This is a genomic window from Streptomyces sp. NPDC079167, from assembly GCF_040686735.1.
In the GTDB taxonomy this organism is placed as follows: Bacteria; Actinomycetota; Actinomycetes; order Streptomycetales; family Streptomycetaceae; genus Streptomyces.
The window spans coordinates 195,747-211,012 of record NZ_JBFBLO010000008.1; the positions used below are offsets into that span (position 1 = coordinate 195,747).

Here is a 15,266-nt window from a genome sequence, read left to right on the forward strand (position 1 = left end):
CCGCGTCAGCGCGCGGCGGCGGCGAGAGATTCCCGGGCGGCTTCCGCCACGTGCGCGGCGGTGAAGCCGAACTCGCGGAAGAGGACCTTGGCGTCCGCCGACGCACCGAAGTGCTCCAGCGAGACGATCCGGCCGGCGTCGCCCACGTACCGGTGCCAGGTGAGACCGATGCCCGCCTCGACGGCGACCCTGGCCTTCACGGACGGCGGCAGCACGCTGTCCTTGTACGCCTGGTCCTGCTCCTCGAACCACTCGACACACGGCATCGAGACCACGCGGGTCGGCACACCGGCCGCCTGGAGCTCGTCGCGGGCCTCGACGGCCAGCTGGACCTCGGAGCCGGTGGCGATCAGCACGGCCTGTGCCTCGCCGCCCTCGGCGTCGAAGAGCACGTAACCGCCCTTGGCGGTGTCCTCGTTCGCCGGGTAGGTGGGCACGCCCTGGCGGGTCAGCGCCAGACCGTGCGGGGCGCCCTTGCCGAAGACCTTGGTCCAGCGGCGCAGGATCTCGCGCCAGGCGATGGCCGTCTCGTTGGCGTCGGCCGGACGGACCACGTTCAGGCCCGGGATCGCGCGCAGCGAGGCGATGTGCTCGACCGGCTGGTGGGTCGGGCCGTCCTCGCCGAGGCCGATCGAGTCGTGCGTCCACACGTACGTCACCGGCAGGTGCATCAGCGCGGAGAGGCGTACGGCGTTGCGCATGTAGTCGGAGAACACCAGGAAGGTGCCGCCGTAGATGCGGGTGTTGCCGTGCAGCGCGATGCCGTTCATGGCCGCGGCCATGGAGTGCTCGCGGATGCCGAAGTGGATCGTCCGGCCGTACGGGTCGGCCTCGGGCAGCGGGTTGCCGGCCGGGAGGAACGACGACGTCTTGTCGATCGTGGTGTTGTTCGAGCCGGCGAGGTCGGCGGAACCGCCCCACAGCTCGGGGATGACACCGCCGAGCGCCTGGAGGACCTTGCCGGAGGCGGCACGCGTGGCGACCCCGTGGCCGGCCTCGAAGACCGGGAGGTGCTCCTCCCAGCCCGCGGGCAGCTCACCGGCGTCGATCCGGTCGAAGGCGGCGGCGCGCTCCGGATTGGCGGTGCGCCAGGCGGCGAAGGACTTCTCCCACTCGGCCTTGGCCTCGCGGCCGCGGTCCAGCGCCTCACGGGTGTGCGCGATGACCTCGTCGGAGACCTCGAAGGTCTTCTCCGGGTCGAAGCCGAGCACCCGCTTGGTGGCCGCGATCTCGTCGTCGCCGAGCGCTGAGCCGTGCGCGGCCTCGGTGTTCTGGGCGTTCGGGGCGGGCCAGGCGATGATCGAGCGGGCCGCGATGAACGACGGGCGCTCCGTCTCGGCCTTGGCCGCCTGCAGCGCGCGGTACAGACCCTCGGGGTCCAGGTCGCCGCTCGGCGACTGGTCCACGCGCTGGACGTGCCAGCCGTAGGACTCGTAGCGCTTCAGGGTGTCCTCGGAGACCGCGGTCTCCGTGTCGCCCTCGATCGAGATGTGGTTGTCGTCCCACAGCAGCACCAGGTTGCCGAGCTTCTGGTGGCCCGCCAGCGAGGACGCCTCGGCCGAGATGCCCTCCTGGAGACAGCCGTCACCGGCGATGACCCAGATGGTGTGGTCGAACGGGGAGGTGCCGGGGGCCGCCTGCGGGTCGAAGAGACCGCGCTCGTAGCGGGAGGCCATCGCCATGCCCACGGCGTTGGCGACACCCTGGCCCAGCGGGCCGGTCGTCGTCTCGACACCGGTGGTGTGCCCGTACTCCGGGTGGCCGGGAGTCTTGGAGCCCCAGGTGCGGAACGCCTTGAGGTCGTCCAGCTCCAGGCCGTACCCGGCGAGGTAGAGCTGGATGTACAGCGTCAGGCTGGAGTGGCCCGCGGACAGCACGAACCGGTCGCGTCCGGTCCAGTCCGCGTCCGCCGGGTCATGGCGCATCACCTTCTGGAAGAGGGTGTACGCGGCAGGAGCGAGGCTCATCGCCGTACCCGGGTGGCCGTTTCCGACCTTCTGTACGGCGTCCGCGGCGAGGACGCGGACGGTGTCCACGGCCCGCTGGTCCAATTCGGTCCACTGGAGGTCTGTGGTGGTCGGCTTGGTGCTCACCCTGAGTCAGGGCTCCTCTCCACTGTTCGTAAACCGGTGACTGGTTACCGCACCGGGCATTGTCGAGCCTACCCCCGTCGGAAGGCCGTACTTCTGCCCTTTCCACAGTGCGGGCGACCTGCGGAGTTCGCCTCCCGTATGAGCGCCCGCGTTCACTTCTGCGCCACCCCAACACGACCCCACCCCCGCGAAGAGCGGGGTATGCCCAACGTCTACAGTGGTCTGGTTCGCGCAAGTCATTACCGGGCCCTCATACCCGGAGCTTGCTGGGATTTCTCTGTCAGGGGTGTGCGTGACGGCCGTCGAGTCCCGACCCGCAGGGGTCGCCTTGACTCCGAGCCCAGGGGGCCATCGCCCGTTCGGGGCCCGCATCAAGGCATTCGTGGCTCTTACCAAGCCGCGCATCATCGAGCTGCTGCTGATCACCACCGTTCCGGTGATGTTCCTCGCCGCTCAGGGCGTGCCCGATCTTTGGCTCGTAGTTACCACCACCATCGGCGGATATCTCTCCGCGGGCGGTGCCAATGCGCTCAACATGTATATCGACCGTGACATCGACGCGCTGATGGACCGTACGTCGCAGCGCCCGCTGGTCACGGGCATGGTGAGCCCCCGTGAGTGCCTCGCCTTCGGATTCGCCCTCGCGGTGATTTCCACGGTCTGGTTCGGGCTGCTCGTCAACTGGCTGTCCGCGGCCCTCTCACTCGGCGCACTTCTGTTCTACGTCGTCGTCTACACGATGCTGCTGAAGCGCCGTACCTCGCAGAACATCGTGTGGGGCGGAATCGCCGGCTGCATGCCCGTGCTCATCGGCTGGTCCGCCGTGACCAATTCGATGAGCTGGGCCGCGGTGATCCTTTTCGCCGTCATCTTCTTCTGGACGCCGCCGCACTACTGGCCGCTGTCGATGAAGGTGAAGGAGGACTACGCCCGGGTCGGCGTCCCGATGCTCCCGGTCGTCGCCTCCAACCGCGTGGTGGCCCGCCAGATCGTCGTCTACAGCTGGGTCATGGTCGGGGTCTCGCTGCTCCTCACCCCGCTGGGCTACACCGGCTGGTTCTACACGGCCGTGGCCCTGCTGACCGGCGGCTTCTGGCTCTGGGAGGCGCACGGCCTGCAGAACCGGGCGAAGTCCGGCGTGACGGGCGCCAAGCTCAAGGAGATGCGGCTGTTCCACTGGTCCATCACCTATGTCTCGCTCCTCTTCGTCGCCGTCGCGGTTGACCCCTTCCTGAGGTAGCCCGCACGCACCGAAGTCCTGCCGACGGGCGGGGGACGTGGCCGATGCCACGTGCCCCGCCCGTCGCCAGTTGATCTACCCGTCGGTAGCATCCTGTCCATGGCAGAGACGGCAGAGCCCCAGACGCAGCAGACGGACGACAGCAGGCACGCGGCCCGCGCGGAGCGCAGGGCCGCGAAGCTCGCGAAGCAGATCGGCGCCTTCGCCAAGGCGCACGGCGGCGCGGAGGGGCAGCTCGCCTACCTCGGGCAGATGGGCACCCGCATCGTGCTGGTCGGTGAGGACGGCGGCTGGGGTGACCTGGTCGCGCCTTCCTACGCCGTCGCCGAGAGCGCCACGCTGAAGGCGGGCATCACGGTCCACGAGGACTTCGACGGGGAGTTCGCGGCCAAGGTGCGCACGGGCCCGTACGAGTGGTCCCGCATGGCGGGCATCCAGGTCGGCGGCCCGTCCAACGACAAGGCCTAAGGCTCCCCGGGCCCGGCCGGCCGCGAGGCCGGCCGGAACTCCGCGCCCTGGCCGCGGGCCCAGGCCTCCCAGCCGTCCGCGTCGGTGGGAGTGGAGTAGTCGTCCGGGGAGTCGGTGTCCTTCGCGCGTACGAGGACACCCGTGCATCCGGAACAGTGCCTGATCGCCGAGCCCGACCGGCCGCTGCCCGCAGGCGCGTACGCGCGCTCGGCGAACGCGGCGGCCTTCTCACGGGCCCCGGTCCTCGCCCGTACCCGCCGGCGTGCCAGGAGCACCAGGACGGGGACGAGCACGAGTTCGAGCGCGACCAGCTTCCAGGAGAAGTCGGCCACCAGCAGCAGCACCCCGGCCACCGGTATCAGCAGGGGCGCGCGGGTGGGTACCGCCGGGAGCTCGTCGCGGCGCAGTGGCTGGGCGCGGTCCTTGAAGGCCCCTACGTCGTAGCTCTTCTCGTAGAAACAGGCCATGCGGTGTTCCCCGGAACACGAGCCCATCGCCCCACCTTCCCCCGGACGGACGCGCGGTCGTCGACCGGGACCATGGTGGAGGGCGGGGCGGCACCCGTCCAGAGGGCGGACGCACTCTGTCCGGAACGCCGGGCGGACCGTGCCGGTGAGGCGCTCTTGATCAGCGCGCGGCGGCGTGCTCCGGCAGCTCTCCGGCAGCCGCCGGCGCGGGGATGCCGGCGTCGGTCACCGGGCGCTCGCGCATCGACAGCAGCAGGCGCAGCACCGCGATCCACAGCAGGGCCGAGCCGAACATGTGGAGCCCGACCAGGAGCTCCGGCACGTCGTTGAAGTACTGGACGTATCCGATGCCGCCCTGCACCACCAGCACGATCAGCAGGTCGCGGGCGCGTGCCCGGGTGTCCGCGGGGGCGTCGACGACGCGCAGGGCGAACCACATCGCGAGGGCCAGCGCGCAGACGACCCAGGCGGCGACGGCGTGGATGTGCGCGGCCGCGCTCCAGTCCCACGGCATGCGCGGTACGTCGCTGCTGTCACCGGCGTGCTTGCCGGAGCCGGTCACCGTGGTGCCGAGCACGACCAGTACGACCGTGGTGGCGACGACGGCCCAGGACAGCTGCCGTACCGGGCGCGGGGCGCGCGGGCGCGGGGTGCCGTCGCCCTCGCCGATCCTCACCCAGGTGATCACGGCCACCGTGAGCAGGCAGTTGGCGAGCAGGAAGTGCCCGGCCACCGACCAGGGGTTGAGCCCCAGCCAGACGGTGATCCCGCCGATCACGGCGTTCCCCATCACCAGCCAGAACTGCGACCACGCCAGGCGGGTGAGACCGCGCCGGCGGGGCTTCAGCGAGCGCGCCGCGATGATCGCCCAGCCGACCGCGGCCGACAGGACGTAGGTGAGCATCCGGTTGCCGAACTCGATGGCACCGTGCAGGCCCTGCTCGGGCGTCGCGAAGAGGCTGTCGTCGGTGCACTTGGGCCAGGTGTCGCAGCCCAGGCCGGAACCGGTCAGCCGGACCGCGCCGCCGGTGATGATGATGAAGACGCTCATCACCACCGCGGAGAGTGCGGCGCGCCTGGCCGTCTTCACCGACGGTGTCCAGCGCTTGGCGATGTAGGAGATGGGGGTTTCCACGCGCACCATCGTAAGGAACGGCTTGTGCATGTTTTCACGAGGGGTGGGCATTCGGGATGGGCCGGACACGCACGTGGCCCCGCCCGCTCACTCCCAGCGGAAGAAGCGTGCCGCCGCGCCCAGCCCCAGGACCGCCCAGACGGCCAGGATCGCCGCGTCGCCCCAGGGCATCGCCGTGCCGTGCTGGAGGACGTCCCTGAGCCCGTCGGAGAGTGCCGAGATCGGCAGCAGACCCAGCACCGACTGCGCCGCGTCCGGGAACTTGTCCAGCGGCACGATGACCCCGCCACCGACGAGCAGCAGCAGGAAGACCAGGTTGGCCGCCGCCAGCGTCGCCTCGGCCTTCAGCGTTCCCGCCATCAGCAGCCCGAGCCCGGAGAAGGCCACCGTGCCCAGGGCCAGGAGCAGCAGCACGGCGAACGGACCGCCCTCGGGCGACCAGCCCAGAGCGAAGGCGATCACCGTCAGCAGGACGATCTGCAGCACCTCCGTGACCAGCACCGAGATGGTCTTCGCCGCCATCAGTCCCCAGCGGGGCAGGGGTGAGGCACCCAGCCGCTTGAGCACTCCGTAGCGGCGTTCGAATCCGGTGGCGATGGCCTGGCCGGTGAAGGCCGTGGACATCACCGCGAGCGCCAGGACGCCGGGCGCCAGGAAGTCGACCGGCTCGCCCTTGCCCGTGTCGACGATGTCGACCGCGCTGAACAGCACGAGCAGCAGCGTCGGGATGACCACGGTGAGCAGCAGCTGTTCGCCGTTGCGCAGGAGCATCCGGGTCTCCAGCGCGGCCTGCGCGGCGATCATGCGCGGCAGCGGGGCGGCGCCGGGGCGCGGGGTGTACGTACCGGCGCTCATGCGCGCAGCTCCTTGCCGGTCAGTTCCAGGAAGACGTCCTCGAGGGTGTGCCGCTCCACCGCGATGCCGTCCGGCATCACACCGTGCTGGGCGCACCAGGAGGTGACGGTCGCCAGCAGCTCCGGGTCGATCCGGCCGGTGATGCGGTAGGCGCCCTTCGTGAGCTCCGCGGCCTCGCTGCCGTCGGGCAGCGCCTTCAGCAGCGAGCCGAGGTCCAGGCCGGGGCGGCCGGTGAAGCGCAGGGTGTTCTCGGCGCCGCCGCGGCACAGCTGCTCCGGGCTGCCCTGGGCGATGACCCGGCCCGCGTCGATGACGGCGACGTCGTCGGCGAGCTCCTCGGCCTCGTCCATGAAGTGGGTGGTGAGGACGACCGACACCCCGTCGGTGCGCAGCTCCCGGATCAGGTCCCAGGTGGAGCGGCGGGCCTGCGGGTCGAGGCCCGCCGTCGGCTCGTCCAGGAAGACCAGCTCGGGGCGGCCGACGACGGCCATGGCCAGCGCGAGGCGCTGCTGCTGGCCGCCGGAGAGCCGGCGGTAGGTGGTCCGGCCGCAGCTGCCGAGCCCGAGGCGTTCGATCAGCGCGTCGACGTCCAGGGGATGGGCGTGCAGCTTCGCCATGTGGCGCAGCATCTCGTCTGCGCGGGCGCCCGAGTAGACGCCGCCGGACTGCAGCATCACGCCGATACGGGGCCGGAGCGCCGCGGCGTCCGCGACCGGGTCGAGTCCCAGGACCCGTACGGTCCCCGCGTCCGGACGGCGGTAGCCCTCGCAGGTCTCGATCGTGGTGGTCTTGCCGGCGCCGTTGGGGCCGAGGACCGCGGTCACGGCGCCCGCCGCGACCTTCAGATCGAGGCCGTCGACCGCTGCTCTGGTGCCGTACCGCTTGACGAGGCCCCTGGCCTGTACGACGGGCTCACTGCTCATGGCGGGCAAGTCTAGGCTGGCAGGAGAGGGGTCCGGCGCGCCGGGTTCCCGCAGGTCCCGGGAGCCTTTCCGGCAGTCCGGCCACCGGCGGGCCGGGAGAGCGCCCACCTGCGACGGCCTGCTGTGATCGTCTGTTTCCGCAGGTCAACTTAGGTTCGCCTAAGTGATGAAGGGCACCGCGCCCGGCCGGGAGGTGGGTTGTCACGCCCGCAGGAATTACGCAACAATGGCGTTGTGAAATACGTTGGCGGGGCTCCTCAGGAGGAACTCGCGACCGGTGAGCGCTCGACGCGTAACCGGGTCGCGCGCTCCATCCTGGACCACGGCCCCTCCACCGTCGCCGATCTGGCGAAGCGCGTCGGCCTGACCCAGGCCGCCGTCCGTCGCCACCTGGACGCACTCGTCTCCGACGATGTGGTCGAGGCCCGCGAACAGCGGGTCTACGGAGCGCGGACCCGCGGCCGTCCGGCCAAGGTCTTCGCCCTCACCGACTGCGGCCGGGACGCGTTCGACCAGTCCTACGACAAGCTCGCCGCCGACGCCCTGCACTGGATCGCCGAGACGGCGGGGGACGAGGCGCTCGTCGCCTTCGCCCGCGCCAGGATGGCCTCCCAGTCCGAGAAGTACCGGTCCGTGATCGAGGCCGCGGACCCCGAGGCCCGTACCGAGGCCTTGGCCAAGGCCTTGTCGGCCGACGGGTACGCTGCTACGGCGCGCAGCGCGCCGGGCCGTCAGCAGGGCGAGCAACTGTGCCAGCACCACTGCCCGGTCGCGCACGTAGCCGAGCAGTTCCCGCAGCTGTGCGAGGCGGAGACGGAATTCTTCTCCAGCCTGCTCGGGACCCATGTGCAGCGTCTCGCCACCCTCGCCCACGGCGACGGTGTGTGCACGACGTTCGTTCCGCGCAGCAGCCCCACGGCACCACAGACCACCCATTCAGCATCTGCAAGTACGGCCGGGAGGAACCCCGCATGACGCTCCCTACGGAGACTGCCCACCCTGAGCTCGAGGGCCTGGGTACGTACGAATTCGGCTGGGCCGACTCCGACGCGGCAGGCGCGGCGGCGAAGCGCGGCCTGTCCGAAGCTGTCGTCCGCGACATCTCGGAGAAGAAGAACGAACCGGAGTGGATGCTGAAGCTCCGGCTCAAGGGCCTGAAGCTGTTCGGCAAGAAGCCCATGCCGAACTGGGGCTCCGACCTCTCGGGCATCGACTTCGACAACATCAAGTACTTCGTGCGGTCCACGGAGAAGCAGGCGGAGTCCTGGGAGGACCTGCCCGAGGACATCAAGAACACGTACGACAAGCTCGGCATCCCGGAGGCGGAGAAGCAGCGCCTGGTCGCCGGTGTCGCCGCGCAGTACGAGTCCGAGGTGGTCTACCACCAGATCAACGAGGAGCTCGAGGCGCAGGGTGTCATCTTCATGGACACCGACACCGCGCTCAAGGAGCACCCGGAGCTCTTCAAGGAGTACTTCGGCACCGTCATCCCCGTCGGTGACAACAAGTTCGCCTCGCTGAACTCCGCCGTGTGGTCCGGTGGCTCCTTCATCTACGTGCCGAAGGGCGTGCACGTCGAAATCCCGCTCCAGGCTTACTTCCGTATCAACACGGAGAACATGGGCCAGTTCGAGCGGACGCTGATCATCGTCGACGAGGACGCCTACGTCCACTACGTCGAGGGCTGCACCGCGCCGATCTACTCCTCGGACTCGCTGCACTCCGCGGTCGTCGAGATCATCGTGAAGAAGGGCGGCCGCTGCCGCTACACGACCATCCAGAACTGGTCGAACAACGTCTACAACCTGGTCACCAAGCGTGCCGTGGCGTACGAGGGCGCGACCATGGAGTGGGTCGACGGCAACATCGGCTCCAAGGTCACCATGAAGTACCCGGCCGTCTACCTGATGGGCGAGCACGCCAAGGGCGAGACCCTGTCCATCGCCTTCGCGGGCGAGGGCCAGCACCAGGACGCCGGCGCCAAGATGGTCCACATGGCTCCGAACACCTCCTCCAACATCGTCTCCAAGTCGGTGGCGCGAGGCGGTGGCCGCACCTCCTACCGCGGTCTCATCGAGATCGGCGAGGGTGCGCCGGGCGCCAAGTCCAACGTGCTGTGCGACGCGCTGCTCGTGGACACCATCTCCCGCTCCGACACCTATCCGTACGTCGACGTCCGCGAGGACGACGTGTCGATGGGGCACGAGGCGACCGTCTCCAAGGTCTCCGAGGACCAGCTCTTCTACCTGATGAGCCGCGGCATGACCGAGTTCGAGGCCATGGCGATGATCGTGCGCGGCTTCGTCGAGCCGATCGCCAAGGAGCTGCCCATGGAGTACGCCCTGGAGCTCAACCGGCTGATCGAGCTGCAGATGGAGGGTTCGGTCGGCTAGTACGCCCGCCGACCGCGTCCCGAAGAGTTCTTGACTGAGAAAGCGAGCACTACGACAGCCATGGCTGAGGCTCAGAACATCCCGGCCGGTTCGACGACCGCCGGTTCCATCGCGGTGGCGGCCGAGTCCACCGTCGCCACGCGCATGAGCGCGCCCCCGTCCTTCGACGTCGCGGACTTCCCGGTCCCGCACGGCCGCGAGGAGGAGTGGCGGTTCACGCCGCTGGAGCGGCTGCGAGGCCTGCACGACGGCACCGCGGTCGCCACCGGCGACGGGGTCAAGGTCGTCGTCGAGGCGCCCTCGGGCGTCACGGTCGAGACCGTCGGCCGCGACGACGCGCGGCTCGGCAAGGCCGGCACGCCGGTGGACCGGGTCGCCGCCCAGGCGTACTCGTCCTTCCAGCACGCCTCGGTCGTCACGGTCGCCAAGGAGGCCGTGCTCAGCGAGCCGGTCCGGATCACCGTGCACGGCGAGGGCGGCGTGGCCTACGGCCACCAGGTCATCGAGCTGGGCGCCTTCGCCGAGGCCGTCGTCGTCATCGACCACACCGGTGACGCCGTGCTCGCGGCCAACGTCGACTACGTCCTGGGCGACGGTGCCAAGCTGACCGTCGTCTCCGTCCAGGACTGGGACGACACGGCCGTCCACGTCGGCCAGCACAACGCGCTGGTCGGCCGCGACGCCTCCTTCAAGTCGGTCATCGTGACGTTCGGCGGGGACCTCGTCCGTCTCCACCCGCGCGTCGCGTACGCGGCCCCGGGCGGCGAGGCCGAGCTCTTCGGCCTGTACTTCACCGACAAGGGCCAGCACCAGGAGCACCGCCTCCTGGTCGACCACAACACGCCGCACTGCAAGTCCAACGCGGTGTACAAGGGCGCGCTCCAGGGCGACGACGCCCACGCGGTGTGGATCGGTGACGTGCTCATCCAGGCCGCGGCCGAGGGCACCGACACCTACGAGATGAACCGCAACCTGGTTCTCACCGACGGTGCCCGGGTCGACTCCGTACCGAACCTGGAGATCGAGACCGGCGAGATCGTCGGCGCGGGCCACGCCTCGGCGACCGGCCGCTTCGACGACGAGCAGCTGTTCTACCTGCAGTCCCGCGGTATCCCGGCCGAGGAGGCCCGCCGGCTCGTCGTGCGCGGCTTCTTCGCCGAGCTGGTCCAGCAGATCGGTCTGCCCGACGTCGAAGCCCGTCTCCTCGACAAGATCGAGGCCGAGCTGAAGGCGTCGGTCTGAGATGGCCTTCGTGAAAGCCTGTGCGCTGAGCGAGCTGGAGGACGACACCCCGAAGAGGGTGGAGCTCGACGGCACGCCGGTCTCCGTCGTCCGCACCGAGGGCGAGGTGTTCGCGATCAACGACATCTGCTCGCACGCGAACGTCTCGCTGTCGGAGGGCGAGGTGGAGGACTGCTCGATCGAGTGCTGGCTGCACGGATCGAGCTTCGACCTCCGCACCGGCAAGCCGTCCGGTCTTCCCGCGACGCGCCCCGTCCCCGTATACCCCGTAAAGATCGAAGGGGACGATGTGCTCGTCTCCGTCACCCAGGAGTCCTGAGTCACCCATGGCAACGCTTGAAATCCGCGACCTGCACGTCTCCGTCGAGGCCGACAACGCCACGAAGGAGATCCTCAAGGGCGTCGACCTGACCGTGAAGCAGGGCGAGACCCACGCCATCATGGGCCCGAACGGGTCCGGCAAGTCCACCCTCGCGTACTCGCTCGCGGGTCACCCCAAGTACACGATCACGAGTGGCACGGTGACCCTGGACGGCGAGGACGTCCTGGAGATGTCCGTGGACGAGCGGGCCCGCGCCGGCCTGTTCCTCGCCATGCAGTACCCGGTCGAGATCCCCGGTGTCTCGGTCTCCAACTTCCTGCGCACCTCCGCCACCGCCGTCCGCGGCGAGGCCCCCAAGCTGCGGACGTGGGTGAAGGAGGTCAAGGAGACGATGGCCCAGCTCCAGATGGACCCGGCCTTCGCCGAGCGCAACGTCAACGAGGGCTTCTCCGGCGGTGAGAAGAAGCGCCACGAGATCCTTCAGCTGGAGCTCCTCAAGCCGAAGATCGCGATCCTCGACGAGACCGACTCCGGTCTGGACGTCGACGCGCTGAAGACCGTCTCCGAGGGCGTCAACCGCGTGCGCGAGACCGGCGAGGTCGGCACCCTGCTGATCACGCACTACACGCGCATCCTCAAGTACATCAAGCCCGACTACGTGCACGTCTTCGCCAACGGCCGGATCGCCGCCTCCGGCGGTGCCGAGCTGGCCGACCAGCTGGAGAACGAGGGCTACGAGGCCTACACGAAGGGTGGCGCTTCAGCGTGACTGACGCCCGACAGGGGCTCTCCGGCCTCCTCGACACCGAGGCGATCCGCAAGGACTTCCCGATCCTGGACCGCACGGTCCACGACGGCAAGAAGATCGTGTACCTGGACAGCGCGGCGACCTCGCAGAAGCCGCGTCAGGTGCTCGACGCGCTCAACGAGTACTACGAGCGGCACAACGCCAACGTCCACCGCGGTGTGTACACGATCGCCGAGGAGGCCACCGCGCTGTACGAGGGCGCTCGCGACAAGGTCGCGGCCTTCATCAACGCACCCAGCCGCAACGAGGTGATCTTCACCAAGAACGCCTCGGAGTCGCTGAACCTCGTCGCCAACATGCTCGGCTGGGCGGACGAGCCCTACCGGGTGGACAGCGACACCGAGATCGTCACCACCGAGATGGAGCACCACTCCAACATCGTGCCGTGGCAGCTGCTCTCGCAGCGCACCGGCGCGAAGCTCAAGTGGTTCAACATCACGGACGACGGCCGGCTGGACCTGTCGAACATCGACGAGATCATCACGGAGAAGACGAAGATCGTCTCCTTCACCCTGGTCTCCAACATCATGGGCACGGTCAACCCGGTCGAGAAGATCATCCGGCGTGCCCAGCAGGTCGGCGCGCTGGTCTGCATCGACGCCTCGCAGGCGGCCCCGCACATGGTGCTCGACGTGCAGGCGCTGCAGGCCGACTTCGTGGCCTTCACCGGCCACAAGATGGTCGGCCCGACCGGCATCGGCGTGCTCTGGGGACGGCAGGAGCTCCTGGAGGACCTGCCGCCCTTCCTCGGCGGCGGCGAGATGATCGAGACCGTGTCGATGCACTCCTCGACGTACGCCCCGGCGCCGCACAAGTTCGAGGCCGGTACGCCCCCGATCGCGCAGGCCGTCGGCCTCGGCGCGGCCGTGGACTACCTCTCCGCGATCGGCATGGAGAACATCCACCGCCATGAGCAGGCCATCACCCAGTACGCGGTGCGGCGGCTCCTGGAGGTTCCGGACCTCCGGATCATCGGTCCGGCGACCGCCGAGGACCGGGGCGCGACGATCTCCTTCACGCTCGGTGACATCCACCCGCACGATGTGGGCCAGGTGCTCGACGAGCAGGGCATCGCGGTCCGGGTCGGACACCACTGCGCACGACCGGTGTGCCTGAGGTACGGAATTCCTGCGACGACGCGAGCGTCGTTCTATCTGTACTCCACGCCCGCCGAGGTCGACGCCCTGGTGGACGGGCTCGAGCACGTGCGGAACTTTTTCGGTTAGAAGATGGCAGAGCGGCTGAGGGTTGACTGGTGAAGCTTGATTCCATGTACCAGGAAGTGATCCTGGACCACTACAAGCACCCCCACGGGCGTGGCCTGCGGGACGGCGACGCCGAGGTGCACCACGTCAACCCGACGTGTGGCGACGAGATCACGCTCCGCGTGAAGTACGACGGCGACACCGTCGCCGACGTCAGCTACGAGGGCCAGGGCTGTTCCATCAGCCAGGCCAGCGCCTCCGTGCTCAACGACCTGCTGGTGGGCAAGCAGCTCGGCGAGGCGCAGAAGATCCAGGAGACCTTCCTGGAACTGATGCAGTCCAAGGGTCAGCTGGAGCCGGACGACGCGATGGAGGAGGTGCTGGAGGACGCGGTCGCGTTCGCCGGCGTCTCCAAGTATCCGGCCCGGGTCAAGTGCGCGCTGCTGAGCTGGATGGCGTGGAAGGACGCGACGGCGCAGGCGCTGTCCGAAGGGAAGACGGCATGAGCGACAACGAGACTCTTACGACCAAGCCGGCCTCCGAGGAGGAGGTCCGCGAGGCCCTGTACGACGTGGTCGACCCCGAGCTGGGGATCGACGTGGTCAACCTGGGCCTGATCTACGGCATCCACATCGACGACGCCAACATCGCCACCCTCGACATGACGCTGACGTCGGCGGCCTGTCCGCTGACCGACGTCATCGAGGACCAGGCGAAGTCCGCGACGGACGGCATCGTCAACGAGCTCCGGATCAACTGGGTCTGGATGCCGCCGTGGGGTCCCGACAAGATCACCGACGACGGTCGCGAGCAGCTTCGCGCGCTCGGTTTCAACGTCTGAGCCATGACGTCCTGAAGGCCCCCGGCTGCGCCGGGGGCCTTCTTGTTTCTGTGGTCAGCCCGGCCGGGTCACCACTGCGGGGTGCCGTCCGCGTACGACGGAGGCACCGGGCCCTGTGCGGGGACGCCGGCGGCCTCGGCCAGGACGGGGCCCAGGTTCTCCGTCCGCATCCGCCGGTCGACGTAGAGGAGGCCGGTCACCAGCTGCGGGAACGTGGTCGAGATGATCTGGCTCACGAGCTGCCCCAGCAGGGTCGCGACCAGGTAGCCGCTCATCGCGACCAGCACCGCCGCGGGGCTCGGGTCGTCCTCCAGCGACGCCGTCCCGATCATGCCGGGGACGAGACCGAGGAACGAGAAGGGCAGCTGGATGAAGTAGCCGGCCATGCTCGCTATCACGCCGGCGAGCAGGCTGATGCCGAAGATCCGCCACCAGTCGCCGCGCACCAGCTGGGACGAGCGGCGCAGCGCGGCGACGGGCCCCCGGCCCTCGAAGACCACGGCCGCCGGTGCCAGGCTCACCTTTATCCAGATCCAGACCGCCAGAGGCCCGGTGATCAGGACGCCGACGACGCCCAGCGTGATGGCGGTGGCGGCGCCACCGCCACCGTCCGTCGTGACGAGGCTGATGATCGCCCCGATGAAGACCGCCATGACCAGGAGTACGGGCACCATCGCGACCAGGGCGGTGAGGATCAGGGCACCGATCACGGGGACGACATGGGCCCAGGCCCTCTGCCACACCGTGGAGAAGGTCAGGGGCCTGCCCAGGACCGCGTCCTGCAGCACGGCCGGGACAGCCGCGTACATCAGACCGGAGACGACCGCCATGGTGACGATGCCCAGCAGGGCGAGGAGGCAGCCCGCGGTCACGAGCGGAACGATGTCCGAGGACGAGGCTCCCTCGTCGTAGTCGAGGGAGACCACCCGCTCCAGGTGGTCGGAGACGGCGGAGTAGGCGATGGCGACCGCCGCCGCCATCAGGAGCGCGGCCCCGCCGTACAGGGCGGCGGCCATGCCGAAGAGCTGCTTCCAGTACCTGCCCATCGTCGAGAACGCCCCGCCCAGCACGTCCCCCAGCTTCAGCGGGGCGAGCGGTATCACCCCCGGCTTCGGCGGTGGCGTCCAGCCGCCCCACCCCGGCGGGCCCCCGTAGGGACTTCCGCCGTACGCCGCGCCCCCGTAGGCGCCCCCGCCCCACCCTGCGTCCTGCGTCACCACTGCTCCGTTGCTCGTATCGTCCGGTTGTCATCCGGTCCTACCGATGCGGACACC

Annotated in this window: 16 protein-coding genes; 10 read left to right on the forward strand and 6 right to left on the reverse strand. The window is 69.4% G+C overall.

Annotated features, from left to right (window positions below; translation table 11 throughout):
- Positions 1-5: 5 nt before the first annotated feature.
- Positions 6-2,093 carry a transketolase gene (gene tkt / locus AB0P41_RS18885; protein ID WP_356712097.1) on the reverse strand — a complete coding sequence of 696 codons (2,088 nt, stop codon included), beginning with the start codon at positions 2,091-2,093 and terminating at the stop codon, positions 6-8.
- Positions 2,094-2,379: 286 nt separating this feature from the next.
- Here tkt and AB0P41_RS18890 point away from each other — a divergent pair, with 286 nt between their 5' ends.
- On the forward strand, positions 2,380-3,333 hold the full coding sequence (locus AB0P41_RS18890; RefSeq protein ID WP_356712095.1) for a heme o synthase: 954 nt from the start codon (positions 2,380-2,382) through the stop codon (positions 3,331-3,333).
- Between the two features lie 99 nt (positions 3,334-3,432).
- Complete coding sequence (locus tag AB0P41_RS18895; RefSeq protein WP_356712093.1) at positions 3,433-3,801, forward strand: hypothetical protein; 369 nt, start codon at positions 3,433-3,435, stop codon at positions 3,799-3,801.
- On the opposite strand, the gene AB0P41_RS18900 is transcribed toward AB0P41_RS18895, so the two are convergent.
- The 4 genes from AB0P41_RS18900 to AB0P41_RS18915 form a co-directional block, all read right to left on the reverse strand.
- Positions 3,798-4,268: a hypothetical protein gene (locus AB0P41_RS18900; RefSeq protein WP_356712091.1), complete on the reverse strand. Its 471-nt coding sequence runs from the start codon at positions 4,266-4,268 to the stop codon at positions 3,798-3,800. The genes AB0P41_RS18895 and AB0P41_RS18900 overlap by 4 nt on opposite strands.
- A gap of 160 nt (positions 4,269-4,428) precedes the next feature.
- Entirely contained in the window at positions 4,429-5,412 is a 984-nt protein-coding gene (locus AB0P41_RS18905; RefSeq protein ID WP_365933174.1) for a COX15/CtaA family protein, read from the reverse strand.
- A gap of 78 nt (positions 5,413-5,490) precedes the next feature.
- Positions 5,491-6,258, reverse strand: a complete 768-nt coding sequence (locus tag AB0P41_RS18910) for an ABC transporter permease (RefSeq protein WP_365933006.1) — start codon at positions 6,256-6,258, stop codon at positions 5,491-5,493.
- Positions 6,255-7,181, reverse strand: coding sequence for an ABC transporter ATP-binding protein (locus AB0P41_RS18915; RefSeq protein ID WP_356712088.1), 927 nt, complete (start codon positions 7,179-7,181; stop codon positions 6,255-6,257). The genes AB0P41_RS18910 and AB0P41_RS18915 overlap by 4 nt, the downstream gene beginning before the upstream one ends.
- A 234-nt stretch (positions 7,182-7,415) precedes the next feature.
- Here AB0P41_RS18915 and AB0P41_RS18920 point away from each other — a divergent pair, with 234 nt between their 5' ends.
- From AB0P41_RS18920 to AB0P41_RS18955, 8 genes are read left to right on the forward strand one after another with little or no spacing between them, the layout of a single operon-like run.
- Positions 7,416-8,156, forward strand: coding sequence for a metalloregulator ArsR/SmtB family transcription factor (locus AB0P41_RS18920; protein WP_365933009.1), 741 nt, complete (start codon positions 7,416-7,418; stop codon positions 8,154-8,156).
- The gene (sufB, locus tag AB0P41_RS18925) at positions 8,153-9,574 is read left to right on the forward strand and encodes a Fe-S cluster assembly protein SufB (protein WP_033303094.1); all 1,422 of its coding nucleotides are present in this window, start codon (positions 8,153-8,155) and stop codon (positions 9,572-9,574) included. The genes AB0P41_RS18920 and sufB overlap by 4 nt, the downstream gene beginning before the upstream one ends.
- Positions 9,575-9,634: 60 nt before the next feature.
- Entirely contained in the window at positions 9,635-10,816 is a 1,182-nt protein-coding gene (sufD, locus tag AB0P41_RS18930; RefSeq protein WP_356712083.1) for a Fe-S cluster assembly protein SufD, read from the forward strand.
- Between the two features lies 1 nt (position 10,817).
- Complete coding sequence (locus AB0P41_RS18935; protein WP_018555702.1) at positions 10,818-11,135, forward strand: bifunctional 3-phenylpropionate/cinnamic acid dioxygenase ferredoxin subunit; 318 nt, start codon at positions 10,818-10,820, stop codon at positions 11,133-11,135.
- Positions 11,136-11,142: 7 nt separating this feature from the next.
- Positions 11,143-11,907 carry a Fe-S cluster assembly ATPase SufC gene (gene sufC / locus AB0P41_RS18940; RefSeq protein WP_099176101.1) on the forward strand — a complete coding sequence of 255 codons (765 nt, stop codon included), beginning with the start codon at positions 11,143-11,145 and terminating at the stop codon, positions 11,905-11,907.
- On the forward strand, positions 11,904-13,172 hold the full coding sequence (locus AB0P41_RS18945; protein WP_356712081.1) for a cysteine desulfurase: 1,269 nt from the start codon (positions 11,904-11,906) through the stop codon (positions 13,170-13,172). The genes sufC and AB0P41_RS18945 overlap by 4 nt, the downstream gene beginning before the upstream one ends.
- Positions 13,173-13,201: 29 nt before the next feature.
- The gene (sufU, locus tag AB0P41_RS18950) at positions 13,202-13,657 is read left to right on the forward strand and encodes a Fe-S cluster assembly sulfur transfer protein SufU (RefSeq protein ID WP_356712079.1); all 456 of its coding nucleotides are present in this window, start codon (positions 13,202-13,204) and stop codon (positions 13,655-13,657) included.
- Positions 13,654-13,992 (forward strand): metal-sulfur cluster assembly factor, encoded by a 339-nt coding sequence (locus tag AB0P41_RS18955; protein ID WP_093539690.1) that lies wholly within the window; start codon positions 13,654-13,656, stop codon positions 13,990-13,992. Before sufU ends, AB0P41_RS18955 begins: the two co-directional genes overlap by 4 nt.
- A gap of 68 nt (positions 13,993-14,060) precedes the next feature.
- On the opposite strand, the gene AB0P41_RS18960 is transcribed toward AB0P41_RS18955, so the two are convergent.
- Positions 14,061-15,209: a hypothetical protein gene (locus tag AB0P41_RS18960; RefSeq protein ID WP_365933011.1), complete on the reverse strand. Its 1,149-nt coding sequence runs from the start codon at positions 15,207-15,209 to the stop codon at positions 14,061-14,063.
- Positions 15,210-15,266: the final 57 nt, after the last annotated feature.